At 74.3% G+C, this 24,280-nt stretch carries 20 protein-coding genes; 10 read left to right on the top strand and 10 right to left on the bottom strand.

The features are described from left to right. Positions 1-100 precede the first annotated feature (100 nt). Positions 101-832, bottom strand: a complete 732-nt coding sequence (locus tag AC1VWI_RS25210; RefSeq protein ID WP_499513291.1) for a DUF429 domain-containing protein — start codon at positions 830-832, stop codon at positions 101-103. Between the two features lie 114 nt (positions 833-946). On the opposite strand from AC1VWI_RS25210, the gene AC1VWI_RS25205 reads away from it, so the two are divergent. Next, on the top strand, positions 947-1,486 hold the full coding sequence (locus AC1VWI_RS25205; protein WP_499513290.1) for a hypothetical protein: 540 nt from the start codon (positions 947-949) through the stop codon (positions 1,484-1,486). A gap of 47 nt (positions 1,487-1,533) precedes the next feature. On the opposite strand, the gene AC1VWI_RS25200 is transcribed toward AC1VWI_RS25205, so the two are convergent. Further along, positions 1,534-2,526, bottom strand: a complete 993-nt coding sequence (locus AC1VWI_RS25200; protein ID WP_499513289.1) for a helix-turn-helix transcriptional regulator — start codon at positions 2,524-2,526, stop codon at positions 1,534-1,536. A gap of 62 nt (positions 2,527-2,588) precedes the next feature. On the opposite strand from AC1VWI_RS25200, the gene AC1VWI_RS25195 reads away from it, so the two are divergent. Further along, on the top strand, positions 2,589-3,902 hold the full coding sequence (locus AC1VWI_RS25195) for an FAD-binding oxidoreductase (protein ID WP_499513288.1): 1,314 nt from the start codon (positions 2,589-2,591) through the stop codon (positions 3,900-3,902). On the opposite strand, the gene AC1VWI_RS25190 is transcribed toward AC1VWI_RS25195, so the two are convergent. Next, a complete protein-coding gene (locus AC1VWI_RS25190) occupies positions 3,899-5,356 on the bottom strand; it encodes an FG-GAP and VCBS repeat-containing protein (protein ID WP_499513287.1) in 1,458 nt (485 codons plus the stop codon). The two genes, AC1VWI_RS25195 and AC1VWI_RS25190, sit on opposite strands and share 4 nt — an antisense overlap. A gap of 346 nt (positions 5,357-5,702) precedes the next feature. Next, on the bottom strand, positions 5,703-6,683 hold the full coding sequence (locus tag AC1VWI_RS25185; protein WP_499513286.1) for a phosphotransferase family protein: 981 nt from the start codon (positions 6,681-6,683) through the stop codon (positions 5,703-5,705). A 285-nt stretch (positions 6,684-6,968) separates the two neighbouring features. On the opposite strand from AC1VWI_RS25185, the gene AC1VWI_RS25180 reads away from it, so the two are divergent. Further along, positions 6,969-7,703 (top strand): hypothetical protein, encoded by a 735-nt coding sequence (locus tag AC1VWI_RS25180; RefSeq protein WP_499513285.1) that lies wholly within the window; start codon positions 6,969-6,971, stop codon positions 7,701-7,703. Positions 7,704-7,755: 52 nt separating this feature from the next. On the opposite strand, the gene AC1VWI_RS25175 is transcribed toward AC1VWI_RS25180, so the two are convergent. Together AC1VWI_RS25175 and AC1VWI_RS25170 are read right to left on the bottom strand one after the other, a co-directional pair. Continuing rightward, the gene (locus tag AC1VWI_RS25175) at positions 7,756-8,739 is read right to left on the bottom strand and encodes a 2-hydroxyacid dehydrogenase (protein WP_499513284.1); all 984 of its coding nucleotides are present in this window, start codon (positions 8,737-8,739) and stop codon (positions 7,756-7,758) included. 51 nt (positions 8,740-8,790) lie between these two features. Further along, complete coding sequence (locus tag AC1VWI_RS25170) at positions 8,791-9,369, bottom strand: TetR/AcrR family transcriptional regulator (RefSeq protein ID WP_499513283.1); 579 nt, start codon at positions 9,367-9,369, stop codon at positions 8,791-8,793. A 102-nt stretch (positions 9,370-9,471) separates the two neighbouring features. Between AC1VWI_RS25170 and AC1VWI_RS25165 the strand changes: the two genes are divergently transcribed. Together AC1VWI_RS25165 and AC1VWI_RS25160 are read left to right on the top strand one after the other, a co-directional pair. Further along, positions 9,472-11,013, top strand: a complete 1,542-nt coding sequence (locus AC1VWI_RS25165) for an FAD-dependent oxidoreductase (protein WP_499513282.1) — start codon at positions 9,472-9,474, stop codon at positions 11,011-11,013. 184 nt (positions 11,014-11,197) lie between these two features. Beyond that, complete coding sequence (locus AC1VWI_RS25160; RefSeq protein ID WP_499513281.1) at positions 11,198-11,953, top strand: SDR family NAD(P)-dependent oxidoreductase; 756 nt, start codon at positions 11,198-11,200, stop codon at positions 11,951-11,953. A gap of 96 nt (positions 11,954-12,049) precedes the next feature. Here AC1VWI_RS25160 and AC1VWI_RS25155 read toward each other — a convergent pair whose 3' ends face one another. Beyond that, positions 12,050-13,243, bottom strand: a complete 1,194-nt coding sequence (locus AC1VWI_RS25155) for an RtcB family protein (RefSeq protein WP_499513280.1) — start codon at positions 13,241-13,243, stop codon at positions 12,050-12,052. 216 nt (positions 13,244-13,459) lie between these two features. Between AC1VWI_RS25155 and AC1VWI_RS25150 the strand changes: the two genes are divergently transcribed. From AC1VWI_RS25150 to AC1VWI_RS25140, 3 genes are all read left to right on the top strand, one after another. Next, positions 13,460-14,266, top strand: a complete 807-nt coding sequence (locus AC1VWI_RS25150; RefSeq protein ID WP_499513279.1) for a hypothetical protein — start codon at positions 13,460-13,462, stop codon at positions 14,264-14,266. A 65-nt stretch (positions 14,267-14,331) separates the two neighbouring features. Then, the gene (locus AC1VWI_RS25145) at positions 14,332-15,033 is read left to right on the top strand and encodes a DUF3558 family protein (RefSeq protein WP_499513278.1); all 702 of its coding nucleotides are present in this window, start codon (positions 14,332-14,334) and stop codon (positions 15,031-15,033) included. 119 nt (positions 15,034-15,152) lie between these two features. Next, entirely contained in the window at positions 15,153-16,415 is a 1,263-nt protein-coding gene (locus AC1VWI_RS25140) for a DUF2637 domain-containing protein (RefSeq protein ID WP_499516906.1), read from the top strand. 4 nt (positions 16,416-16,419) lie between these two features. Here AC1VWI_RS25140 and AC1VWI_RS25135 read toward each other — a convergent pair whose 3' ends face one another. Together AC1VWI_RS25135 and lysS are read right to left on the bottom strand one after the other, a co-directional pair. Further along, entirely contained in the window at positions 16,420-19,035 is a 2,616-nt protein-coding gene (locus tag AC1VWI_RS25135) for an MXAN_6230/SCO0854 family RING domain-containing protein (RefSeq protein WP_499513277.1), read from the bottom strand. A 298-nt stretch (positions 19,036-19,333) separates the two neighbouring features. Then, positions 19,334-20,998, bottom strand: coding sequence for a lysine--tRNA ligase (gene lysS / locus AC1VWI_RS25130; RefSeq protein ID WP_499513276.1), 1,665 nt, complete (start codon positions 20,996-20,998; stop codon positions 19,334-19,336). 128 nt (positions 20,999-21,126) lie between these two features. On the opposite strand from lysS, the gene argS reads away from it, so the two are divergent. Further along, complete coding sequence (argS, locus tag AC1VWI_RS25125; protein ID WP_499513275.1) at positions 21,127-22,875, top strand: arginine--tRNA ligase; 1,749 nt, start codon at positions 21,127-21,129, stop codon at positions 22,873-22,875. Between the two features lie 91 nt (positions 22,876-22,966). Next, positions 22,967-23,794 (top strand): DUF4253 domain-containing protein, encoded by an 828-nt coding sequence (locus AC1VWI_RS25120; RefSeq protein WP_499513274.1) that lies wholly within the window; start codon positions 22,967-22,969, stop codon positions 23,792-23,794. Positions 23,795-23,876: 82 nt separating this feature from the next. Here the strand turns inward: AC1VWI_RS25120 and AC1VWI_RS25115 are convergent, their stop codons facing one another. Further along, positions 23,877-24,203 carry a hypothetical protein gene (locus AC1VWI_RS25115; RefSeq protein WP_499513273.1) on the bottom strand — a complete coding sequence of 109 codons (327 nt, stop codon included), beginning with the start codon at positions 24,201-24,203 and terminating at the stop codon, positions 23,877-23,879. Positions 24,204-24,280 lie beyond the last annotated feature (77 nt).

The raw sequence follows: 24,280 nt of genomic DNA, 5'->3' as shown, positions 1-24,280 counted from the left end.
AGCGCCGTTGCCCAAGTACAACCTGTGGCGGCGCCGTTGAGTGCGCACCCAAGCCACCCCGGTCACGTCGCCGCGCCCACCCTGCGGTCCGCACCCGGGCTCACGGCAGGGCCGGGAGCGTGCCCTCACCGGGGAGGTGGATCCAGCCCTCGACGGCGGCCGCGTGGATCTCCTGCGGGCCGGCGGGACCGCGGGTGAGTCCGCGCTGGACGGCCCGTGCGGCGAGGGCGGCGACCAGTGCGTCGAAGGCGTGCTCGCTGCCGTCGTACGCGGCGCGTTCGGCCGGGCCGCACCGCAGCCAGGGGGCGGCCGCGCGGAGTTCGGCCGTCGAGCGCTCGGGACCGAGGCCCCATCGTCTGCGGGACGCCGCCGGATACACCTCGGCGATCCGACCGGAGCCGTCACGGGCGACCGGGTGGTCGCGGGCGGCGAGTTCGTCGGCGAGGTGGGCCCAGCGGGCGGCGGTGGCGCCCAGCCGGTCGAAGGCGACGGACAGCGGCCACCGGCCGCCGAGTTCCCCGTGGGTCAGGACGTCGGTGCGGCGGTGGCGCAGGGTCGCCCGGTACGCGGAGGCGTCGGTGCCCCGCCCGGGCCACGGCGTGCCCGCCGCATGCGCGGCGACGGCCTCGACGAACGGGATCGGCCAGCCGAAGGGGCAGTCCACCCCGGCCCGTTCCCCCGGCTCCAGTCCGCACAGCAGGTCGGTGAGCACGTCGTCGGCGCACCCCAGCAGCGGCGGGGAGACGACGGCCGTGCCGTCACCGGGCCAGGTGACGACCGCGACCGCGGTCGTCCTGGGGCTCGCGGCCAGGTCGATCCCGAGGGTGCGCACGGTCCCATCATCCCCGCCGCGCGGCGGGCGCGGCGGGGGCGCCGCTGAACGTTCCCGTGCCGAGGTGCGTATCCCCTGGCGTACCGCACTGCAGCCGATGGTGAGGACCGGCCGATGAACGCTCAGAGCAACGTCCCCTTCCAGGGCCTTCAAGCGCTCCCCGACGGCGAGGCGGAACTGCCGCTCGTCGTGCACCTGCGGTGGGAGGACCTCGCGGCGCTGGGCCGTGAGGCGAGCCGGCTGGCGGTGCGGCTGCAGCGGCCGGTGAGCCTCGACGAGGCGGCCGGGCACCATCTGCGGACCCGTTTCGGGGTGAGCCACGCGCCCGACAAGGACGAGCACCCGAAGACCGAGGCGAGCCGTGCGGTCACCGCGGCGGTGCCCTCCTCCGCCGCCCCGATGGCGATCGCGCCGGGTGCCGCGCAGCAGTCCGGCGGCGCCCACGCGGCTCCCACCCACGCGGCCCCCGCGCACGCGTCGGCCCACACATCCGCGCACACCTCGGCCCACACATCCGCGCACACCCCCGCGCACACCTCCGCCCCGGCGTCCGGCACCGGGCTCATGCCGGGCCAGCAGCCCGAGCACCCGGGCAGGATGGCGCCGCTCGGTGGCCGCAACGTCGTGGAGCAGCCCACGACCGCCGCCGGGTAGCTCCCCACTCCCCCGGCAACCGCTCAACCGCTCAACCACCCAACCGCTCACATCGCCGCGAGCGCGCGCCCGACGTCCCGCAGATGGGCGCGGAGCGCGGCCGGGGTGTCCTCGTCGAGGACGACGGGGAGCCCGGCCAGCGCCACGAGGTCGTGCGTGATCAGGTCCGGCGAGTCCGCGCCGAAGGTCACGCGGCAGCGGCCCTCGTCCAGCGGCGTCACCCGCCCGGGCAGCGGCGCCGGGAGGCGGGCCAGCACCTCGGCGGCCGGGGCGCCGACCGTGGCCGCGGCCGTGAAGCGGTAGGGGGCGGCGGTCAGCGTCGCGGCGAGGTACGCGGCGGGGTCGGTACCTGGGCCGCCGGGCAGGTCGCGCGGGGTGAAGCGGCGGTGGACGGGGGCGGGGCCGGTGAGCCGGTCCAGCCGGAACACCCGCCAGCCCGCGCGGTCGGTGTCGTAGGCGATGACGTACCAGCGCCCGTACGCGGTCGCGAGGCTGTGCGGCTCGGCACGGCGCCGCTGCGGGACGGCGGCGGCGCGGCCGCGGTAGTCGAAGGTCACCACCTCGTGGTCGCGGCACGCGGCGGCGAGGACGGCCAGTGCGTCCGGATCGGCCTCCGGGACGGGCTGCCCGACCGGGACGCGGACGGTGGCCGCGCCGACGGCGGCGACCCGGGCCCGCAGCCGCGCGGGCAGCACCTGCTCCAGCTTGGCCAGGGCGCGTACCGACGTCTCCTCGATGCCCGCCACACCACCGCCCGCGGCGGCCGTGCGCAGTCCGACGGCGATCGCCACCGCCTCGTCGTCGTCCAGCAGCAGGGGCGGCAGGTCGCGGCCGGAGGCCAGGCGGTAGCCACCGGCCGTTCCCGTGGTGCCGTGCACGGGGTAGCCCAGTTCGCGCAGCCGGTCGACGTCCCGGCGCACGGTGCGGCCGGTCACGCCCAGCCGGCCGGCGAGCTCGGCGCCGGACCAAGTGCGGCGGCTCTGCAGCAGCGAGAGCAGCCGCAGCATCCGGGCGGGCATCGTCGGGCGGTCCGTCGTCATGCGCCGAGATTTCCACAGCCTGGGGACAGGATGTGTCCTCAAGCGCTCCTAGCGTCGTCCCCATGAGGACGAACACGCACGAGGACACCCTGATCACCCCGGACGACGCGGACTACGACGCCGAGCGCTCCGGTTTCCAGACCGCCCGTCTCCACCGCCCGGACCTGATCGTGGCCGCCCGGACCGCCGAGGACGTCCGGGCTGCGGTGGTCCACGCGGCGGCCCGCGCGCTGCCGGTCGCCGTCCAGGCCACCGGGCACGGCCTGTCCGTGGCCGCCGACCGGGGTGTGCTGATCAGCACCCGCCGCATGCGCGCGGTCCGGGTGGACCCGGTGGCGGGCACCGCGTACGTCGGGGCGGGTGCCCGCTGGGCGGACGTCGTCGCGGCAGCCGCGCCCTTCGGGCTGGCGCCGCCGAGCGGCTCCTCGCCGGACGTGGGCGCGGTCGGCTACACCCTCGGCGGCGGACTGGGCCTGACGGCGCGCCAGTACGGCTGGGCCTGCGACCACGTACGGACCTTCGACGTCGTCACGGCGGACGGCCTGGCCCGGCACGTCACCGCCCGGACCGAGCCGGAACTCTCGTGGGCGCTGCGCGGCGCCGGCCACGGCCTCGCCGTGGTCACGGGGATGGAGATCGGGCTGCTGCCCGTGCCGGCGCTGTACGGCGGGCAGTTGGTCTTCCCGGCGGGGGCGACGGAGGAGGCGCTGGAGGCGTACCTGCGCTGGACCCGGGAGGTGCCCGAGGAGCTGACGTCCTCGGTGGCCCTGGTCCCGGCCGGGCCCGGGGGACGGCACCTCGCCTCGGTGCGGATCGCCTTCAACGGCCCGGCGGCGGAGGGCGAACGCCTGGTGGCGCCGCTGCGCGCGACCGGGCCGCGTACGACCGACGACCTGCGGCCCGTGCCGTACACCGAGTCGGGCGCCATCCACCGCGACCCGCCGCGGCCGCACGCCTACGCCGCCGACAACGCCGTACTGCGCGACGTCGACGCGGCCGCCCTGCGCCGGGTCCTCGCGGCGGCCGCCGGCACCGTCGTCGACCTGCGCCACCTCGGGGGCGCCCTGTCCCGGCCGCCCGCCGTGCCGGGCGCGACCGGCCACCGCGACGGGCGGTTCCTGCTGCGGGTGATCTCGGCGGCAGCGCCGGAGATGGAGCCGGTCCGGGCGGTGCAGCGCCGCGTCCTGGCCGAGGTGGCCGACCGGACGGCCGGGCGCTGCCTGACCTTCGTCTACGGCGACGGGGCGGGGGCCACCCCCGCCCAGTTCCGTTCCGGCCACCCTGCGCCGGACGCCGAACGCCTCGCCCGCCTGAAGGCGGCCCTCGACCCCGGCGACCTCTTCCGCTTCAACCGCGGGGTGCGGCCGGGAGGCTAGCCCGCCAGGCTGTATCCGAACGCCGTGTAGGTGCGCGCCGGAAGCCCCACCTTGGCCGGGCCGAAGCTGGTCGAGGCCGTCGTCGAATAGAGCGTGGACGCGGCACCCGGGAGGAACCAGGCGGCACCCTCGGGGTCGTTCTCCCCGTCGGCGACGACGGTGAGGTCGGCACGGCCGTCGCGGTTCACGTCGGAGGCCAGGAGGCGGTGGCCGAAGGCGTCGTTCATCTCCGTCGCGCCGGGCACACCGGGGCTGTCCTGCGTGAGGAACACCGACCGGGCCGTGGTGACGCCGGAGGCCGTACCCCGGAGCAGGGTGACCGCCCCGGCCCACGTCCGGACGTCGACGGCGTCGCCGAAGGACTCGCCCGGCGCGCCGACCGCGAGGTCCCCGTACCCGTCCTTGTCGTAGTCGCCGATCGCGAGGGCCTGGCCGAAGCGGTCCCCGGTCTCGGAGGAGTCCGGGACCCCCGCGGAGTTCTGCGTGAGCGTGACGCGCCGGGTGGTGCTCGGACCGGACGACGTGCCGTAGACGACGTCGATCCTGCCGCCGGTGGAGGCCGAGGGCTCGGCGGCCGGGTCCTCGGGGTTGCCGAGCGCGATGTCGCCGTAGCCGTCCTTGTTCAGGTCGCCGATCGCCGCCGTCCCGGCAGGCCGCAGGGTCGCCGCCTTGGTGATGCCGGAGGCGGTGCCCCGGTAGTAGACGGCGGAGCCGAGCTGGTAGCGATTGGCCTTGCTGCCGGTGGCCACGAGGTCGGCCCTGTTGTCGCCGTCGACCCGGCCCGCGGTGAGGGCGGGCCGGTCGATGCCCGGGGCGTACTCGGACGCCTTGCCGGTGCTGCCCGACTTGGCGAACGGGCCGCGGATCAGCCGGATCCGCCAGGAGGCTTCGCCCGTGCGGCCCTGCGTCGAGACCGCCAGGTCCGGCTTGCCGTCACCGGTGAAGTCGGCGGCCGCGAGGCCCATGCCGAAGTAGCTTCCGGCGTACGACAGCGGGTTCTTCACCGTCGTGCCGCCGGACAGGCCGCTCTTGGAGCCCCAGACGATGACGACCGTGCCCGCGTCCGGGTAACTGCCGACCTTCTCGCGCGGGGCGCCGACCACGAGGTCGCTGTAGCCGTCGCGGTTGAGGTCTGCGGCGGCGACCTGGTCGCCGAACTCGTCGTCCGCCTCCGCCGCGCCGGGGACGCCCGCGGTGTTCTGGCTGATCACCTGGTGCTTGGCGGGGTTCAGCCCGCTCGCCGTCCCGTAGACCACGGCGACCTGACCGGCCCAGAGCTTCCCGCTCACCTTGGCGGCGGGAGCGGCGACGGCGACGTCCCGGTAGCCGTCGCCGTTGAAGTCGCCCGCGAGGCCGGAGGGGGCGGCGGAGGCGGGGGAGGCGAGGGCGAACGGGGCGAGGCCCGCGGCGAGCAGGGTGGCCAGCGCCGCGGCGCCGCGCAGGGGGTGCTTCACTTACGTGTCTCCAAGCAGGGGGACGGGGTCGGGCGGGAGCCCGGGACCCGGGTACCGCGGTGAGGAGACCCACGGGGGCCCGCCGGGGTTGTACTGGGCCGTGTCGTCACATGAGCTCCCCCAGCTACCGCTGGGAGGTGCCCCCACCGCCCGGCGGGCGGGCCCAGCGGCTCCCCAGCTCCGCCGGAAGGTGCCCCCAGGTGCGGTGCATCGCACGGCGGAGGATCGTCCTCGTAGTGGGCTACTCGGACGATTCGACAACTCCCCCTGGCCGAAGGCTGGGGGAGTGCCGCGGGGCGGGGGCACTTCCGGCCGAAGGTTGGGGGAGGGACTTTGACGACACGGCCTAGCCCCGCCGTACGGCCCGGAGCTCCGCGACCCAGCGGCCGAGGACGTCGCGGACGTGGTCGGCGTGGTCGGCGGGATAGCCCCGCGGGCCGCACTCGACGACCAGGATGAGGCCGAGGTAGACGCGGTAGAGGGCCAGCCGGTGCAGCGTCGCGGGCCCGAAGTCCAGGGTGCCGCCCGCCTGGTGGTAGCCGGCGACGAGGTCGCTGCCGGGGCCGGCGTCGCCGCCGAGGGCCAGGGAGACCAGTTCGGCCACCGGGTCGCCCCAGAAGGCCCGCTCGTGGTCGATGAGCCCGGTGACGGCGGAGCCGTCGTCGGCGACGAAGACGTTGCCGGGCCACAGGTCGAAGTGGACCAGCCGCGGCTCGGTCACCTCCGCCAGGACGTCCGCGCCCTCCGCGACGAGCGCGCGGACCTCGTCGGGGGCGACGCCGAGCGGGGTGCTCCAGCGCACGGCCTCCTCCAGCATCGCCTCGACCATGGCGCCGAATGCCGTCGGCCAGTCCGCCGCAGACAGCCCGGCCTCGGGGGCCGGGTAGCCGTACCGGCCGTCCTCCGGGGCGAGCGTGTGCAGCCGCGCCACGATCCGGCCCAGTTCACGGCGCAGCGCGGCCTGACGGTCCGCGGGGAGGCGGTCCGCCGCCTTGTCCCAGGGGGTGCCGGGAAGGACCGACAGCGTCATGAAGTCCGGTGCCGCGTGCAGCAGTTCCGGCAGCGGCACATCGCCGAGGGCGGCCATCCGCCGGTGCGCCATGACCTCGGTGGCCATGATGCCGCGCTCGTAGCGCAGCACCAGGGCGTCCGGCGGTGGGGCGATCTTCACCACCGCCGGACGCCCGTCGTCGAGCCGCACCCGGTAGGCGGCGTTGAACCAGCCGTCCGTGAGCTCGGCCTCCACACTGCAGCCGAGGCCCGCCGACTCCCGCAGCAGGGCGGCCAGTTGTCCGGCGGTGAGGGCGCGCTTGGTCAGGCTCTTCATGTCCCCGCATGCTATGAGAGCGCTCCCACGGTGTCACCGGTCGTGCGCGGGCCGGTCCGTCACGGCACCCGTTCCGACGTCGGCGCGTCCACGGTGCGCCCGAGATTTTCGGGGGCGCGCGGCTACACCCGTCACGCCCGGTACCGCAACCCCTACGCGCCTGGTCTGTTCCCGGGCCACTTTCATATGGCAATCTCATCTTCGCGTCGTACGCTCAGGCCCCACGTCCCCCACGCTCACCTCCTCAGCCCCAGGTTCCTCAGGATCGACGAAGAGAAGACCGCCGTGGCGTCCCTGCCCCTCACCCTGGCGGCTCGTCTGCTGCCCACCGCCATACTCGCCATCGTCGGCTGGACGATGGCCTCCTCGTCCCACGAGGACCCCGGCCGCACGTCGGCGAACGGATCCCGGACCGGCTCCACCGCGCCGTCCGGGTCGGACTCCGGCGCGGGTTCGGACTCCGGTTCCGGATCGGGCTCCGGTTCGGACGGCTCCAAAGACGCGCCCGCCACGTACTCCAAGCCTCCCGCGCCGTGCACCGCGATCAAGACCGCGACCATCAAGAAGCTGGTCCCCGAGGCCAAGACGACGGGCAAGCAACTCTCCCTCACGGACCCCTCGCACCGCACGGGCTGCTCGTGGAACGCCCTCAAGGGCTTCGACTACCGCTGGCTCGACGTGACCTTCGAGGTGTCCACGACCGGTGGCGGCCAGGACGGCGAGGCGGGGGCGAAGGCCTCCTACAAGCGCCTGAAGAAGGCGACCCCGGCGTCCGGGATCGGTGACGAGGCCTCCGTGTCCGTGGAGCTGACGACCGAGGACAAGCAGCAGACGCGCGAGGCGGTCGTGGTGTTCCGCAAGGGCAACGCGGTCGTGACCGTCACCTACAACGGCAGCGACTTCGAGAACAAGAAGGCGCCGGACGAGTCCGAGGTCCGCGACGGCGCCCTGGCGGTGGCCAAGGACGCGCTCGCCGGGCTCGGCCCGGGCACCAACGTCGAGGGCGACCAGAGCGCCTGAGCCGGAACCGGGCGGGCCGCGGGCGGCCCGGGGCAGCCCGGGACGGTCCGGTTCAGTCCTCCGTGGCGGGCACCACGTCGCGTGGCGGGCGGCCGTCGAGGAAGTCCACGACGTTGCGGACGGCGGCGCGCGCGATCCGGGCCACCGTGTCCCCGGTGGCGCCGCCCGCGTGCGGGGACAGGACGACGTTGGGCGCGTGGAGCAGCCGCATCCCGGCCGGCGGCGGTTCGGGGTCGAAGACGTCGAGCCCGGCACCGGCCAGCCGCCCGGCCTCCAGCGCGTCGGCGAGCGCGTCCTGGTCGACGACCGCGCCCCGCGCGGTGTTGACCACGAAGGCGGTGGGCTTGAGCAGCGCCAGCCGTCGCACGTCGAGCAGATGCCGGGTCGCGTCGGTCAGCGGGACGTGGACGGACACGTAGTCGGCGGTCGCCAGCAAGTCCTCCAGCGGGAGGCGGCGGGCCCCGAGCAGCTGCTCGGTCGCGGCCGGTACGGGCCCGCGCGAGGTGTAGCGGACGGTCATCCCGAAGGCGGCGGCCCGCCGGGCCACGGCCTGCCCGATCGCCCCGAGGCCGATCACGCCGAGGACCCTGCCGTCCAGCCCGGTCAGTGACCGCTGCAGGCGGGGCAGCGGCCATTCGCCGCGGGACAGCGCGTCGTGCGCGGGGACGATCCGCTTGGCGAGCGCGAGCATGAGTGCGAAGGCCTGCTCGGCGACGCTCTGCGTCTCGGCCCCGCTGGAGCCGATGGTGCACACGGGCACCCCGCGGGCGCGGGCGGCGGCGACGTCCACGTGCTCGTGGCCGTGGCCGGTGCACTGGACCAGTTCCAGGGCGGACGCGCGGGCGAGGTGCCCGGCCGCCACGGGGCCCAGCGCGGTCATGATCACGTGGGCCGCGGCCAGGGCGGCCGGGTCCTCGTCGGCGGACTCGACGACGGTCACGGCGGCCCGGCCCTCGAAGAGCCCGGCCATGGCGGCACCGACGCGGCGGCCCCCGACGTGCGGCGCGATGACCGCCAGGACGTTCTTCGGCTCCATGCGTCGTCACTCCTTCGTTCGCGGATACGTCCGCGGGTCGGTCCGCGGGGGTCAGGGCGCCGCGGCGGTCAGGTACCGCTGGACGGTGGGCGCCAGCCAGGCCACGACCTCCTCGCGCGGCATCGCCACGGCCGGCGGGAAGCGGAGCACGTACCGGCTGACGGCCATGCCGAGGATCTGCGATGCCACCAGCACGGCGCGCTCCGTGGCACGGCCGGGCTCCGGGTCCGGGCACACCGCGGCGGCGACCGGTGCGAGCTGCCGCTGCAGGATCGACCGCATCCGCTCGGCGCCGGCCGGGTTGGTGACGCCGACGCGCAGCAGTGCGGTCAGCGTCTCGTCCTCCTCCCAGCGCTCCAGGAAGTGCGCGACGAGGACGGCCCCGACGTCCTCGGTCGCGACCGCGGACACGTCCGGCATGCGCAGGTCGAACTCGGAGGCGGCGGCGAAGAGCCCCTCCTTGTTGCCGTAGTAGCGCATGACCATCGAGGGGTCGATGGCCGCGTCCTTGGCGATGGCACGGATGGTCGCCCGCTCGTAGCCGTCGGCGGCGAAGCGGTCGCGGGCCGCGGCGAGGATCGCCGCGCGGGTGGCGTCGGAACGGCGGGGGGCGGGGGACGTCGTGGTCATGCCCACAACTGTAGGCCAACGGCTGTTGACATCGCCAGAGCGGCGGGGCTACGTTTGCCAACAAGTGTTGGCCCACAAGCGTTGGCACCCGAGGGGACCGCCATGACCACCGAGAACCGCACCGACGCCACCCGCACCGCCACCCGCACCGCCACCCGCACCGCCACCGGGGAGCGCCCGGCCGGGGTCCTGGTCGTGGGCGCGGGCCCCACCGGCCTGCTGCTCGCCGGGGACCTGGCCACCGCCGGCGTCCCCGTCACCGTCCTGGAGCGCCGCGGCCCGGGGCACGGCAACCTGAGCCGGGCCTTCGGCGTCCACGCCCGCACCCTCGAACTCCTCGACGCCCGCGGCCTCGCCGACGAGCTGGTCGCCACCGGCCACCGGCTGCGCGGGCTGCGGCTCTTCCGCCGGCTCTCGCTGGACCTGGCGGAGCTGCCCTCCCGCTTCCCGTACCTGCTGATCACCCCCCAGTACGAGGTCGAGCGGCTGCTGGAGCGCCGGGCCCGCGCCGCGGGCGCGCGCTTCGAGCACGGCGCCGAGGTCCTCGCGGTCCGCCAGGACGACGAGGGCGTCGCCCTCGACGTCCGCACCGCGGACGGCGCCGTCACCACCCGGCGCGCCGCTTACGCCGTCGGCACCGACGGCCACCGCAGCGCCGTCCGGACCGCCCTGGGCCTGCCCTTCCCCGGCCGGTCCGTCATCCGGTCGATCGTGCTCGCCGACGTCCGGCTCGCCGTACCGCCCGCAGAGATGCTGACCGTGGGCGGCACGGGCGACGCCTTCGCCTTCCTCGCGCCCTTCGGCGACGGCTGGTACCGCGTGATGTGCTGGGACCGCACCGGCGAGCGGCCCGACGGCGACCCTGTCGGCCTCGACGAGGTCCGCGCCGTCACGCGCCGCGCCCTGGGCACCGACCACGGCATGGGCGAGGCCCGCTGGCTCTCCCGCTTCCACAGCGACGAACGCCAGGTGCCCGTCTACCGCGCCGGCCGCGTACTGCTCGCCGGCGACGCGGCGCACGTCCACTCCCCCGCGGGCGGCCAGGGGATGAACACCGGCCTGCAGGACGCCGCCAACCTCGGCTGGAAGCTCGCCGCCGTGGTCCGCGGCCACGCGACCGACGCCCTGCTCGACACCTACCAGGCCGAACGGCACCCGGTGGGCGCGACGGTGCTGCGCAGCAGCGGCGGCATCATCCGGCTCGCCATGGCCCACAACGCCCTCCAGCGGACCTTCCGCGACCTGGTCTCCCTGGCCGTGGGCCACCTCCCGCCGCTGCGCCGCAGGGCCCTGGGCGCGATCACCGGCATCGGCATCGCCTACCCCGCCCCGCGCGGCGCCCACCCCCTGACCGGCGGGCGCGCCCCCGACCTGCCGCTGCGGGAGGGCCGGCTGTACGAGGTCCTGCGCGCCGGCCGCTTCGTGCTCGTCGCCCCCGAGGGCGCGGCGGCCGGACCCGCCGACGCGCGCGCCGTCCACGTCACCCGTACGGACGGGGGCCGCACCACGCTGCTCGTCCGCCCCGACGGCTACGTCGCCTGGGCAGCCGACGGCGCCGCCGGCGGCGGCCACGCCGCCGCCCTCACCGCGTGGGCCGGGGAGGCAGGACACATGTCCCGGCCGGCCGCGGGCATCCGCAGCTGACGGCCGCCGGGCACGGCACGGGAGGCTGCGGGCACCGGCGGCAGGAAGCCGGTGTTCCGGCTGTGGTTCACCCGGCGGACCGCCCTGAGAACGCTCGGCACCACCGCGCCTATGCTGCAAGCGTAGGCGGGCACTTGCCCCTCCCGACCTCCCGACCTCCCGACCGGCGAAAGGCAGCACGACCATGAGCCCCCGTACCGCAGTCGTGACCGGCGCGAGCAGCGGCATCGGTGCCGCCACCGCCCGCAGGCTGGCCGAAGCCGGCTACCACGTCGTGCTCACCGCCCGCCGCGCCGACCGCCTGGAGGCGCTCGCCAAGGAGATCACCGCCGCGGGCCACTCGGCCGCCGCCGTGGCCCTCGACGTCACCGACCGCGGCGCCGTCGACGCACTCGCCGCCTCGCTGGACCGGGTGGACGTCCTGTTCGCCAACGCCGGCGGTGCCCTCGGCGCGGACCCGGTGGCCACCGCCGACCCCGAGGAGTGGCGCACGATGTACGAGGTCAACGTCCTCGGCGTGCTCCACACCGTCCAGGCGTTCCTGCCCGGGCTGATCGCCTCCGGCGACGGCACCGTGGTCGTGCTCTCCTCCACTGCCGCCTTCACGCCGTACGAGGGCGGCGGCGGATACGTCGCGGCCAAGCACGGCACTCACGCCCTCGCCGGCACGCTCCGCCTGGAGCTGCTCGGTGAGCCGGTCCGCGTGATCGAGATCGCCCCCGGCATGGTGATGAGCGAGGGCTTCGCCCTCACCCGCTTCCACGGCGACGAGGAGAAGGCCGCCGCCGTCTACGCGGGGGTGGCCGAGCCCCTCACCTCCGAGGACATCGCCGACACGGTCACCTGGGCGGTCACCCGCCCGTCCCACGTCAACGTCGACCTGCTGGTCGTCCGCCCCCGTGCCCAGGCCGCCCAGCACCGGGTGCACCGGGAGCCGTAGCCGCCCAGCGGGCGCGTCACCGCTGCGCCCACCGTCGCCGTACGACCGGCGGCGGGTCCGGCGGCCGCGCACGGCCCCGGACCCGCCCGCCCGGGCTCAACCTTTGACGCAGACGACCTGCTTGAGCTTCGCGACGACCTCCACGAGGTCCCGCTGCTGCTCGATCACCTTCTCGATCGGCTTGTACGCGCCCGGGATCTCGTCCACCACGCCCGAGTCCTTGCGGCACTCGACGCCCTTGGTCTGCTCCTCCAGGTCCCGCGTGGAGAACCGCTTCTTCGCCGCGTTGCGGCTCATCTTGCGGCCCGCGCCGTGCGAGGCGGAGTTGAAGGCGTCGGTGTTGCCGAGCCCGCGGACGATGTACGAACCCGTGCCCATGGAGCCCGGGATGATGCCGTGATCGCCGCTGCCCGCCCTGATCGCGCCCTTGCGGGTGACGAGCAGGTCCATGCCGTCGTAGCGCTCCTCCGCCACGTAGTTGTGGTGGCAGGAGATGACCGCGTCGAAGGTGACCCCGGCCTTGCGGAACTCGCGCCGCAGCACCTCCTGGAACAGGGCCATCATGATCGCGCGGTTGCGCTTCGCGTAGTCCTGGGCCCAGAACAGGTCGCGCCGGTAGGCCGCCATCTGCGGGGTGTCCGCGATGAAGACGGCCAGGTCGCGGTCGACCAGGCCCTGGTTGTGCGGCAGTTTCTGGGCCTCGCCGATGTGGTGCTCGGCGAGTTCCTTGCCGATGTTCCGCGAACCGGAGTGCAGCATCAGCCAGACCGCGCCCTCCTCGTCGAGGCAGACCTCGATGAAGTGGTTGCCGGAGCCGAGCGTGCCCATCTGCTTCGTCGCGCGCTCGTACCGGAACCTGACGGGCTCGGCCAGGTCGTCGAAGCCGTCCCAGAAGCGGTCCCAGCCGGCCGCGGGCAGGCCGTACAGCCGGGCGGGGTCGACGGCCTCGTCGTGCATGCCGCGACCGACCGGGATCGCCTGCTCGATCTTGGAGCGGAGCCGCGAGAGGTCACCGGGCAGGTCGTTCGCCGTCAGGGAGGTCCGCACCGCGCTCATGCCGCAGCCGATGTCCACGCCGACCGCGGCCGGGCAGACCGCGCCGTGCATCGCGATCACCGAGCCCACCGTGGCGCCCTTGCCGTAGTGGACGTCCGGCATGACGGCGAGTCCCTTGATCCACGGCAGCGAGGAGACGTTGCGCAGCTGCTGCATGGCGACGCCCTCGACCGCGGCCGGGTCGGTCCACATGCGGATCGGTACCTGCACTCCGGGCACTTCGGTGTACGACATCTCGTTCCCCCCTGGGTCGGACGGTGGAATCCATCAAGGCAACACAAACAACACGTCTTAATGGAAAGCGAAATAAAGGGCGAAGTCAGCCATACAGCCCCATGATCCGGCGACGGCCGCAGCGCGTGCGGTAGACATTGTGTCTACCCGTCGCCCACCCCCGCCAAGGGATTTACGCGGGCGCGGGACCGACCGCCGGAGGAAGGGGCCACCTCAGTGCAGCCAACGGGAGACCGCGTCCACCGGATCCGGGGCCTGCTGGCCGCGGCGTGCACGACGGCGCTCGCCGTCGCCGCACTGGCCGGGTGCAGCGGGTCGGGCGGCTCCGGGGACGGCGCACGCAACGGCGACACCGCGGACGGCAGGCAGTCCACCCCGGCGGCCCCGCCCGGCCGCTACCGGGTGCTGCCCGAGCCGTGCGGTTCGGTCGCCGCGGACACCCTCGGGAAGTTCGTCCCGGACGCGGACGACGACGCGGGCGAGGCGACCGTGACGTTCGACACGGACCGCAAGGTGGGCTGCAGGTGGACCGGCCGCACCGACCTCGGCAACCGCTACCTCCGGATCGACCTCGAGCGCGTCGTGTCGTACGACACATCCGTCAGCGACGAGAGCCAGGCCACGGCGGACTACGACACCCGGGCCGCGGAGGCCCACATCCCGGCCGCCACGGCGCCGGCCGACGCCGTCGCGTCCGCGTCGGCCACCGCGGGTCAGCCCAGCTCGGAGGGCGGGAGCCCGGCGGTTCCGGAGGCCCCTTCGCCGTCCGTGACGGCCACCGGCGAGACCGCCCCGCGCACCCTGGACGACCTCGGCGACGGGGCCTTCCTCGACGACGTCCTCAAGGACCAGGGCCCCGGACTCCACCGCGACGTCACCGTCGTCTTCCGCATGGCGAACGTCCTGGTCACCGTCGAACTCTCGCAGTGGTCAACGGACAAATCGGTCGAACCGCCCAGCGAGGAGCTGCAGCTGGGGGCCCGCCAGGTCGCGGCGGAGCTCGCAGATCAACTCGACGAATGAGGCGAAGCGCGTAGTCTGGCCGTTTGCGCCATGACATGACACGCACCGAAATGAGCGAAGGACCCATGCACCGATCAGCCCCGCACCTCGCCCGCCTGCTCGTCGGCGCGGCCGTGCCGGTGATGCTCGTCGCCGGCTGCTCCTCCGGCTCGGACTCGTCGAAGGACGACGCGCAGAAGGCGGCCGCATCCGCCCCCGCGTCGAAGTCCGCGTCACCGTCGCCCAGCGCCGTCGCCGCCAGGTACGCCGAACTCCCCGACCCGTGCCGGGTCATCGGCGCGAAAACCGTCAAGTCCCTGGTTCCGAAGGCCAAGAAGCCCGCGGGCACCCCCGCGCACTCGGCCGAGCGCGACGAGCGCGGCGGCTGCTCCTGGAACGGCCTGGACGGCTACCAGTACCGCTGGCTGGACGTCTCGCTCCAGCGCTACGACGCGGTGGCGGGCCTCGGCTCGGCCGAGGAGCAGGCGAAGGAGCGCTACGCCGAGCAGGTCGCCGAGGCCGGCAAGGCGAAGGGCGCAAAGAGCACGCCGGTCACGGTGGACGGCGTGTGGGACGCGGGCACCGCGGTCACCTCGTCGGTCAAGAAGGACAAGGAGGAGTACCGGGACGTCACGGTCGTCGCCCGCACCGGGAACGCCGTGCTGGTGCTCACCTACAACGGCGCGGGCCTCGAGGACGCGAAGACCCCGGCCGAGTCCGGTCTGAAGACCGGCGCGCTCAAGGCGGCCAAGGAGGCGGCCGCCGCGGTCGCGGCGGCGAACGCGTAACAACTGCGGGATCCGCTGTACCGATTCACCACGTTTGGGCAACCTGCCCGTTGCCCCGTGTGGCAGGCTGGGCAGGCCAGTTTCCGAGCCTGGGAGGGTCGCGGGTGTCCGCGATACGCATGAACCGGACGCACCGGATCCTGATCGGTGTGGTCGTCACGGGCGCCGTGGTCATCGCCGCGATCGGCTTCGCGGGCTCGTACGCGGCCGTGCGCGAGCTGGCGCTGCGCAAGGGATTCGGCTGGTTCGCCAACGTCTTCCCGGTCGGCATCGACGCCGGGATCGTGGTCCTGCTCGCGCTCGACCTGCTGCTGACCTGGCTGCGCATCCCGTTCCCGCTGCTGCGCCAGACGGCGTGGCTGCTGACGGCGGCGACGATCGCCTTCAACGGCGCGGCGGCCTGGCCCGACCCGCTCGGCGTCGGGATGCACGGCATCATCCCGATCCTCTTCGTCGTCTCGGTGGAGGCGGCCCGGCACGCGATCGGCCGGGTCGCCGACATCACCGCCGACAAGCACATGGAGTCGGTCCGGCTCGCGCGCTGGCTGCTGGCGCCGTTCGCGACCTTCCGCCTCTGGCGGCGCATGAAGCTGTGGGAGCTGCGCAGCTACGACGAGGTCATCCGGGTCGAGCAGGAACGTCTCGTCTACCGGGCCCGGCTGCGCGCCCGCTACGGCCGCGCCTGGCGCCGCAAGGCCCCGGTCGAGGCCCTGATGCCGCTGAAGCTCGCCCGGTACGGGGTGCCGATGGAGCAGACCGCCGCCATCGGCCTCGCCGCGGCGGGCATCGAGCTGCCGGCCCCGGCCGTCGCCGCGCTGCCCGCCCCGGAGGCCGCACCGGCACCCGAACCGGCACCCGCGCCCGCACCCGAGGAGCCCGCCCCGGCCCCGGCACCGGCCCCCGAACCGGTCCGTGCCGACCCGCAGGTCCCGTACCGGGCCCCCGCTCCCGCGCCGGAACCGGCACCCGAGCCGTACCAGGCACCGGAGCCGTACCAGGCGCCCGCGGTCGACCCGGTCACCGCCCCGATCACCGCCCCGGTCGGCGCCGGAAACCGCCGCCGCGCCCTCGCCGACGGCAACGGCGTGATCCCCACGCCCCGCAGCGAGTTCGCGCCGGAGCCCGACCCGGACTACTACCCCGAGCCGGAGCCGGAGCCCGTCACGGAGGACACCTCCCGCGAGGAGATATACGACCGCGCCTTCCGGGCCTACCACCAGCAGTTCGGCAACTTCCCCAACGCCCGCCAGTTCGGCCTGATCCTGCAGGACCGGTACGGCATCTCCAGCCCCAACGGCGGCCCCCTCAGCGAGAGCACGCTGCGCCCCTACGTCCGCGACCTGCGCCGCCGCCTCGAACTCGACGGCCAGTACGCGTCGTAGCCCCTCAGCCGACGGCCGTGGCCGTGGCCGTGACCAGCGAGGCGACCACGTCGGACGCCGACAGCAGCCGCACCTTCGCCGCGTCGAGGGCCGCCGGGTGCAGCGCGAACACCTCGCCGCCCTCGGGCAGGGCGACGTCGCCGCGCAGCAGGTACGCCAGCCGGGCCGCCTCCGGTACGGCGCCGTCCGCCGGGTCGCCGGACGCGGTCCCGATCCGCGCGGCGAACTCCGCCGCGGACTCGGCCTCCCGGCGCCGGTACGCGGTCGTGGAACCGTCCGCGTACCGCATCAGGACCGTCGCGGCGCGCGCCGCGGCCTGCCAGACGGCCAGTTCACCCAGCCCCACGCGGGCCCCGGAGGCGAACGAAGTGGTGAGGGCCTTGCCGAGCGCGGCGAGGTCGTCGCCGTGCCGCGCCACGCAGTGGCCGGTGCCGGTGACGCCCTTGACCACGTCGAGCCACCGCATCGTGCGGGCCGCCACGTCGATCACCAGCGGCACGCTCGCGCGGGCCCGTCCGGTCAGGTCGTAGCGCTGCTCCACGGCGCGGGCGTCAAAGACCGGCCCGGCGTCCCCGGGCGCGTCGCGCGCCATGAGCCCGGCGAAGCCCTCCGCCAGGTCCTCGAAGGGGACGTTGTTGTACGAGAAGACCACCGCGACCAGGTGGCGGACCCCGGCGTCCGCCAGCTTGTCCAGGTCGAGGTCGACGAACTCGCTCGCGCCCCGCGGTGCCGGGGCGCTGGTGAGGTCGCCGGAGTGCACGGCGGCGTCCTCCGCGAACCGCAGGCGCGTGTAGTCGCAGTGGCCGACCGGGTTCCACTCCGCGTCGAACAGGGCGGTGGACAGGTCGAGATCGGTCCGCCCGGACCGCTCGCTCTCCATCCAGTGCAGGAACAGCCGGACCGTCCTCCCGTCCGGCACGGGCAGCTCGCTGCCGCGCGGCAGGGTCACCAGGGCGCGTGAGGCGGTGCGCTCGGTGAACGGCGCGATCAGGCCGCCCAGGCCCGCGTCCACGACGGCAACGTCGACCGCCTCCCGCTCCGCGGCCCGCCGCAGCACCTCGGCGTGGAGGACGGCCACGGCCTTCCCGACGACGGGGGCCGCGATCGGCAGCCGGTCGTCGTCCGCCAGGTGCGCCTTGGCGCTGCCGCCCTTCGGGAAGAACACCCGGGTGCCGTCCGCGTGCGGACGGCTGCGGAGGGCGCCGAGCGCGGACAGCAGCACCGCGGGCGACACCCGGGGCACCGCCGACTCCAGCGCCGACAGCACGACGTCCGCCTCCGCGGCCTCGGACAGCCGCAGCAGGTGGTCGAGCCGGCGTACGAACTCGCCCGGCCGCTGGGCCAGCAGCGCGACCGCCGCCGGTACGTCCATGGCGTCCAGAGCGGCCTCGACCCGGCCCGCCCAGCCGTGCACCCGCACCGTCGTCCCACTCGCGTCGATCCGCGGCGCGCCGTCGGCCGCCGTCCGCAGGGTCGCGGTCAGCGCGTCGCCGTCCGCGAGCCGGGTGTCGCGCAGCGCCGCGACGGCCAGCGCCGCCCGCGGGAATCGGCCCGCGTGCTCGAAGGGGTGCAGGAGCTCCGCGGCCCGCAGCCAGGCGTGCCGGTGCCGGCGCATGTCCTGTGCGACCAGGTCCGGAGCGAGCCCGTCGAGCACCCCGAGCAGGGCGCGCCGCAGCGGCCTCGGCACCGCGCCGAAGCGCGGCAGGTCGACCAGGCCGGGGTCACCGCCCGAGCGCACGGCGAGCAGCCGCAGCACGTCCGTCGCGGTGTCGACGCGGGCCGTGACGGCCGGGAGGCTCGTCGCGTACGCGGCGGGATCGGCCAGCAGCCAGGCCAGCACCCGGGCCTTGGTCTCCCGGCCCGGGATCTGCTCAGGCAGCCACACCAGGGCGGCCCGGTCGCGGGTCTCCAGCAGGGCCGTGAGGTCGTCGGCGTCCTGCGGGCCGAGGGCGCCGGTACGGGCGAGGAGCCCGCGGATCTCCCCCGTGGCGTCCGCGTCCCGGGCGGCGAGGTCGCCGCCGTACTGCAGCACGCGCAGCCGCTCGGGCAGCGCGCGTCGCAGCCCGCCGAAGCGCCGCGGCCGGCGCGGTCGCAGGAAGGGGTCGTCCACCTCGATCCGGCGGTGGCAGATGGGGCACGCGGAGAAGTCCGCGCCGTCGAAGCAGGAGCGGCACACCAGGTGCGCGCAGGGCGAGACCGCGTGGACGGTGCCCTCCGTGCCGCACAGCACGCAGGGCTGCTCCGGGTGCTGGAAGAGCAGGGTGAGGACACGGTCGACGTAGAAGGCGAAGGTGTCCCGCGGCGTGCTGGTGGGGAAGTCGCGGAACAGCGGCTCGTGGGGCCGGTCGGCGCCGAGCGCCTGGTCGACGTCGGCCAGCAGGGCCCGCCCGGCCGCGGTCAGCGCGGCCTCGCTCCGCTCGGTGAGCGCGGCCCGCAGCGCGGGCGCCATCAGGTAACCGCGGTCGAGGAGGTCCGCTTCCAGCAGCGCCACGCCCGCGACGGCGTCGAACGACGGCTCCGCCCGGGCGGCCGGCAGGTAGACGGCTCCGCGCCGGGAGAGCAGTACGGCCGCGGGCGTGCGCGGAGCGGTAGAGGTGGCTGCGGTCGTGGCCGTGGACATCCTTGTCTCCCCCTGGTCGATGTGCCGGGGCGGGAAGTGGGCGCGCTGAAATCCATCGCGGAACGCGACTTCGCAGAAGAAGGAAGCACGCCCGGGAGCCGCCCCGGGACCCGGTCCCGTGCCCGGTCCCCATGTCCGGGCCGGTGAGCCGGTTTGCGTGGGCGGGGCGGGAAGCCGGTGCACTGGTTCAGGGAAAGTGAGAGAAGGAAGCACACCGTGAGCCGCCCCGCGCCCGATGACCATAGCGCGCGCCGCTCACCGCCGCGTTCGAATATTCGCCGTCGCATCTGAGTCCGGCTCAGCTCGCCGCGAGCAGCTCCCGCACGCGGTCCTGACCCACCGCCAGCAGCAGCGTGGGCAGCCGTGGCCCGGTGTCCCGGCCGACCAGCAGCTGGTAGAGCAGGGCGAAGAAGGACCGCTGGGCGACCTTCATCTCCGGCGTCGGCTTGGCGTCGGGCGCGAAGCCGGCCTGCACCTTCGGCACGCCGTAGACCAAGGTGGTCAGCCCGTCCAGCGACCAGTGCTCGGGCAGCCCGTCCACCAGCAGCTTCAGCGCCTCCCGCTCCTCGCCGGACAGCGCCGCCAGGGCCTCCGCGTCGGGCTCGGTACGCACCCGGGTGCGGGCCTCGGGCTCGACGTGGGTGTTCACCCAGCGCTCGGCGCAGTCCAGTCGCGGCCGGGCCTCGTCCAGGGAGGCCAGCGGCTGCTCCTGGTCGAAGTCGCGCAGGATGCGCAGCGTCTGCTCCTCGTCCCCGGTCGTGATGTCCACGACCGAGGCGAGGGTGCGGTAGGGCAGCTTGTGCGGGGTGGTGGGCAGCTCACCGCTCGCGGTCCGCGCGGCCCGCGAGTGCACCGCGAGGTCCACCGGGGCCGCCGTGCCCTCGGCGACCTTGCGCTCCAGCGCGTCCCACTCGTCGTAGGTGCGGGAGATCTCGTCGCCGAAGGAGATGTTGAACGCCTGGTTCGGCCGGCGGCGGGCGTACAGCCAGCGCAGCAGCTGCGGCTCCATGATCTGCAGGGCGTCGGCCGCGATCGGCACACCGCCCTTGGAGCTGGACATCTTGGCCATGCCGCTGATGCCGACGAAGGCGTACATCGGGCCGATGGGCGGCTCGGCGCCGAAGATCTCGCGGACGAGCTGCTGACCGACCATCCACGAGGAGCCGGGCGACTGGTGGTCCACGCCGGAGGGCTCGAAGTCCACGCCCTTGAAGGCCCAGCGCATCGGCCAGTCGACCTTCCAGACCAGCTTGCCGCGGTCGAACTCGCTCAGCCGCACCGTCTCGCGGTTGCCGCAGGCCTGGCACTCGTAGGTGAGGTCGGTGGTGTCGTCGTCGTAGGCGACGACCGTGGTCAGGTCCTTGTCGCAGGCCGAGCAGTACGGCTTGTACGGGAAGTACTCGGGGGCCTGCGCGAGCGAGGCCTCCTCGTCGTCCTGCTCCTCGCCGCCCTTCTTCTTCGTCCGGTAGCGACCGAGCACCTCGTCGATCCGCCGGCGCTCGCGCATCGCGTGCAGGATCTGCTCGCGGTAGGTGCCGGAGGTGTACTCGACGGTCTGGCTGATCTCGGTGACCTCGACGCCCAGCGCCGCCAGCGCCTCGCGGAACGGGGCCTTGAAGTGGTCCGACCACGTCTCGTACGGGCTGCCCTCGGGCGCCGGCACGGAGGTCAGCGGCTTGCCGATGTGCTCGGCGTAGGACGGGTCGTAGCCGGCCGGCACCTTGCGGTAACGGTCGAAGTCGTCCCAGGACAGGATGTGCTCGCACGGCACGCCGCGCCGCTTGATCTCGTCGGCGACCAGGTGCGGGACCATGATCTCGCGCAGGTTGCCGAGGTGGATCGGCCCGGAGGGGCTGATCCCGGAGGCGACGACGATTTTCTTGCCCGGAGCCCGCCGCTCGGCTTCCGCGATGACGTCGTCCGCGAAGCGGGCGACCCAGTCGGCCTCGGTGCTCTGAGCCACTGTCTCGACTTCCTTCCACCTGTGCAGCGGGTAGCGCGGTACCCGGCAATTGTCCCAGAGAAAAATGAGTGGTAGCGCGTGGGATACTGAGGGTTGATCTCCGATCCCTCTCAGGAAGCACCCATCCCATGGCCTCGGTCAACTCGCTTTCCGCCTCGATCCAGCAGCGCGTCGCTGACGCCCTCGGTGCCGACCCGCTGCTGCGACGTAGCGACCGGGCCGACTTCCAGGCCAACGGTGTGCTGGGCCTCGCCAAGCGGAACAAGGCGAACCCGCGCGAGCTGGCCGCCGAGGTCGTGGCCGCCCTCCCGGCGGACGACGGGCTGATCTCCTCCGTCGAGGTCTCCGGCCCCGGCTTCCTCAACATCACCGTCGCCGACTCCGCGATCACCCGGACGCTCGCCGCCCGGGCCGCCGACGACCGGCTCGGCGTGCCCGCGAAGGCCGCGCCCGGCGTCACGGTGATCGACTACGCGCAGCCGAACGTGGCCAAGGAGATGCACGTCGGCCACCTGCGGTCCTCCGTGATCGGCGACGCGCTCGTCAAGATCCTGGAGTTCGAGGGCGAGACGGTGGTCCGCCGCCACCACATCGGCGACTGGGGCACCCAGTTCGGCATGCTCATCCAGTACCTGGTGGAGCACCCGCACGAGCTGGACCACGACGCGGCCGACCCGGGCGAGGAGGCCGGCGAGGCCTCCATGTCGCGCCTCAACCGGCTCTACAAGGACTCGCGGGCCGTCTTCGACGCCGACGACGACTTCAAGACCCGGTCGCGCAAGCGGGTCGTGGACCTGCAGGCGGGCGAGCCGGAGACGCTGGCGATGTGGCAGCGGTTCGTGGACGAGTCGAAGATCTACTTCAACTCGGTCTACGACAAGCTCGACATCGAGATCCGCGACGAGGACGTCGTCGGCGAGTCCGGCTACAACGACATGCTCGTCGAGACCTGCGAGCTGCTGGAGAAGTCCGGCGTCGCCGTGCGCTCCAACGGCGCGCTGTGCGTGTTCTTCGACGACGTCAAGGGCAAGGACGGCGAGCCGGTCCCGCTCATCGTGCAGAAGGCCGACGGCGGCTTCGGCTACGCCGCGACCGACCTGTCCGCGATCCGCAACCGCACCGCGGACCTGCACGCGGACACCCTCCTGTACGTCGTGGACTTCCGGCAGGCCCTCCACTTCAAGATGGTCTTCGAGACGGCCAGGCGGGCCGGCTGGCTGACCGACGAGGTCAAGGCGCTCCACATCCCGTTCGGCGCGCTGCTCGGCAAGGACGGCAAGCCGTACAAGACCCGGTCCGGCGAGTCGTTCCGCCTGGTGGACCTGCTGGACGAGGCCGTGGAGCGGGCCGCGACCGTCATCCGGGAGAAGTCCGCGGAGCTGACGGACGCGGAGGTCGCCGACCGGGCCAAGGAGGTCGGCATCGGCGCGATCAAGTACGCCGACCTGTCGACCTCGCTCGGCCGGGACTACGTCTTCGACCTGGACCGGATGGTCTCGCTCAACGGCGACACCAGCGTGTACCTGCAGTACGCGTACGCCCGTATCCAGTCGATCCTGCGGAAGGCGGGCGACGCGAAGCCGGCCGCCCACCCCGAGCTGCCGCTGGCCCCGGCCGAGCGGGCGCTCGGCCTGCTGCTGGACGAGTTCGCGGAGACCCTGGCAGCCGTGTCGGAGACGTACGAGCCGCACAAGTTGGCCTCGTACCTCTACGCGCTGGCCTCGGCGTTCACGACCTTCTACGACCAGTGCCCGGTCGTGAAGCCCGAGCCGGCTCCCGACGTCAAGGAGAACCGCCTCTTCCTCTGCGACCTGACCGCCCGCACCCTGAGCCAGGGGATGGCGCTGCTCGGCATCCGCACGCCCGAGCGCCTCTGACGCGCCCCGCGTCCGTACGACGGCGGCCCCGGCGGGAGTCGACACTCCCCCGGGGCCGCCGTTGTCAGTGGGCACCCCTACATTCACGCCCATGGCGATGCTCCCCAACCAGCTCCCGAAGCTCGCGCAGGACCCGGCCGGCCGGTCCCTGGGCCTCGACCTCCCGCCCGGCACGCTCGTCGACGCCACGAGCGACGGCCGGTGGCCCGAACCGCTGCTCTGGCACGCGGAGGAGACCGCCGGGCCCGGCTCCTGGGAACGGCTGCTCCCCGCGCGCATGACGGCGGGACTGCACCCGGTGCTGCTCTCCATGGACGCGGCGCGGCCGGCCACGGCGGAACTGGACCCGGGGATGATGTCCTACCCGGGCGACCACGACGCCGAAGAGGTGCTGGCCGACTTCTGGGGCCATGAGGACGAGGACGACGCGGAGGACGCGGCCCCCGACGAGGACGCGGCGGACCTGGTCGCCCCGTTCGGCCGGGCGTGGCCCGGCCTCGCCCCGGCGCGGGAGTTCGAGGCCGACCCGGACGTCAGGGCGGCCGAGGTCGCCGCGACCCTGGTCGAGACGGGGTGGTTCAAGGACCCCCGAGCGGCCCTCGTCCCCGCCCGGCGCAGCGCCGACGTCCCCGCGGCCATCGGCTGGACGGGGCCGTGCAACCACGAGAACGACGTGGCCCGGCTCTGTTCGGTGCTGCGCTCCTGGGAGGAGCGCTTCGGCGTGCGCGTCGTGGCCCTCGCCTTCGACGTGCTCGTGCTGTCGGTGGCCGCGCCGCCGGCCACCGTGCGGGAGGCCGAGGCCGTGGCCGCCGAGCACTTCGCCTTCTGCCCGGACAACGTCACCCAGGGCAGCGGCTCGCTCCGCGCGTACGCCGAGTCCCTGGTGGGCGTGCCCACCTGGTCCTTCTGGTGGGACTAGACGGATCCCCTGCCGGGCCCGAGGTACGGGTGTCCTTCCCCGCGGTGGAAGGACACCCCCGAGACGACCCGGTCAGTACCGCTCAGCGGTGGAAGTGCCAGCGGTGGTCGTGACGGTGGTGGCGGTGGTGCCAACGGGGGTGGTGCCGGTGGTGGCGGTGGTACCAGCGGCCGTCACGCCCCCGGTCACGGCGGTACTCGCCGCCCCGGCCGCGGTCACCGTAGCGCCGGTACTCGCCGCCCCGGCCGCGGTCGCCGTCGTGCCGGTACTCGCCGCCCCGGTCGTTTGTCGCCTGGGTCGTCTGCGACACCGCCGCCGGTGGCGGCGCTGCGGCGCTGGCGGCACCGGCCCCGCCCAGAAGGACGGCGGCCGCGACGCCCAGCGCGGCGGCGAATCGGGGAATCCGCATCGCGGTTCTCCTTTCACGGCGGAGGCCCTTGTGCCTCCGCCTGCTGTGGACTTGCTGTGAATTTGCCACCCACATCG

The organism is Streptomyces sp. TOM-9 (genome assembly GCF_056858595.1).
The sequence above is the reverse complement of the archived record's forward strand: the minus strand, read 5'-3'. Positions and strand labels throughout refer to the sequence as shown.

Coding starts and splice junctions, on each gene's coding strand:
- AC1VWI_RS25165 (WP_499513282.1), top strand. CDS start 9,472: ATGACCACCGAGAACCGCACCGACGCCACCCGCACCGCCACCCGCACC.
- argS (WP_499513275.1), top strand. CDS start 21,127: ATGGCCTCGGTCAACTCGCTTTCCGCCTCGATCCAGCAGCGCGTCGCT.
- AC1VWI_RS25205 (WP_499513290.1), top strand. CDS start 947: ATGAACGCTCAGAGCAACGTCCCCTTCCAGGGCCTTCAAGCGCTCCCC.
- AC1VWI_RS25155 (WP_499513280.1), bottom strand. CDS start 13,243: ATGTCGTACACCGAAGTGCCCGGAGTGCAGGTACCGATCCGCATGTGG.
- AC1VWI_RS25135 (WP_499513277.1), bottom strand. CDS start 19,035: ATGTCCACGGCCACGACCGCAGCCACCTCTACCGCTCCGCGCACGCCC.
- AC1VWI_RS25145 (WP_499513278.1), top strand. CDS start 14,332: ATGCACCGATCAGCCCCGCACCTCGCCCGCCTGCTCGTCGGCGCGGCC.
- AC1VWI_RS25115 (WP_499513273.1), bottom strand. CDS start 24,203: ATGCGGATTCCCCGATTCGCCGCCGCGCTGGGCGTCGCGGCCGCCGTC.
- AC1VWI_RS25200 (WP_499513289.1), bottom strand. CDS start 2,526: ATGACGACGGACCGCCCGACGATGCCCGCCCGGATGCTGCGGCTGCTC.
- AC1VWI_RS25185 (WP_499513286.1), bottom strand. CDS start 6,683: ATGAAGAGCCTGACCAAGCGCGCCCTCACCGCCGGACAACTGGCCGCC.
- AC1VWI_RS25175 (WP_499513284.1), bottom strand. CDS start 8,739: ATGGAGCCGAAGAACGTCCTGGCGGTCATCGCGCCGCACGTCGGGGGC.
- AC1VWI_RS25160 (WP_499513281.1), top strand. CDS start 11,198: ATGAGCCCCCGTACCGCAGTCGTGACCGGCGCGAGCAGCGGCATCGGT.
- AC1VWI_RS25195 (WP_499513288.1), top strand. CDS start 2,589: ATGAGGACGAACACGCACGAGGACACCCTGATCACCCCGGACGACGCG.
- AC1VWI_RS25170 (WP_499513283.1), bottom strand. CDS start 9,369: ATGACCACGACGTCCCCCGCCCCCCGCCGTTCCGACGCCACCCGCGCG.
- AC1VWI_RS25140 (WP_499516906.1), top strand. CDS start 15,153: ATGAACCGGACGCACCGGATCCTGATCGGTGTGGTCGTCACGGGCGCC.
- AC1VWI_RS25120 (WP_499513274.1), top strand. CDS start 22,967: ATGGCGATGCTCCCCAACCAGCTCCCGAAGCTCGCGCAGGACCCGGCC.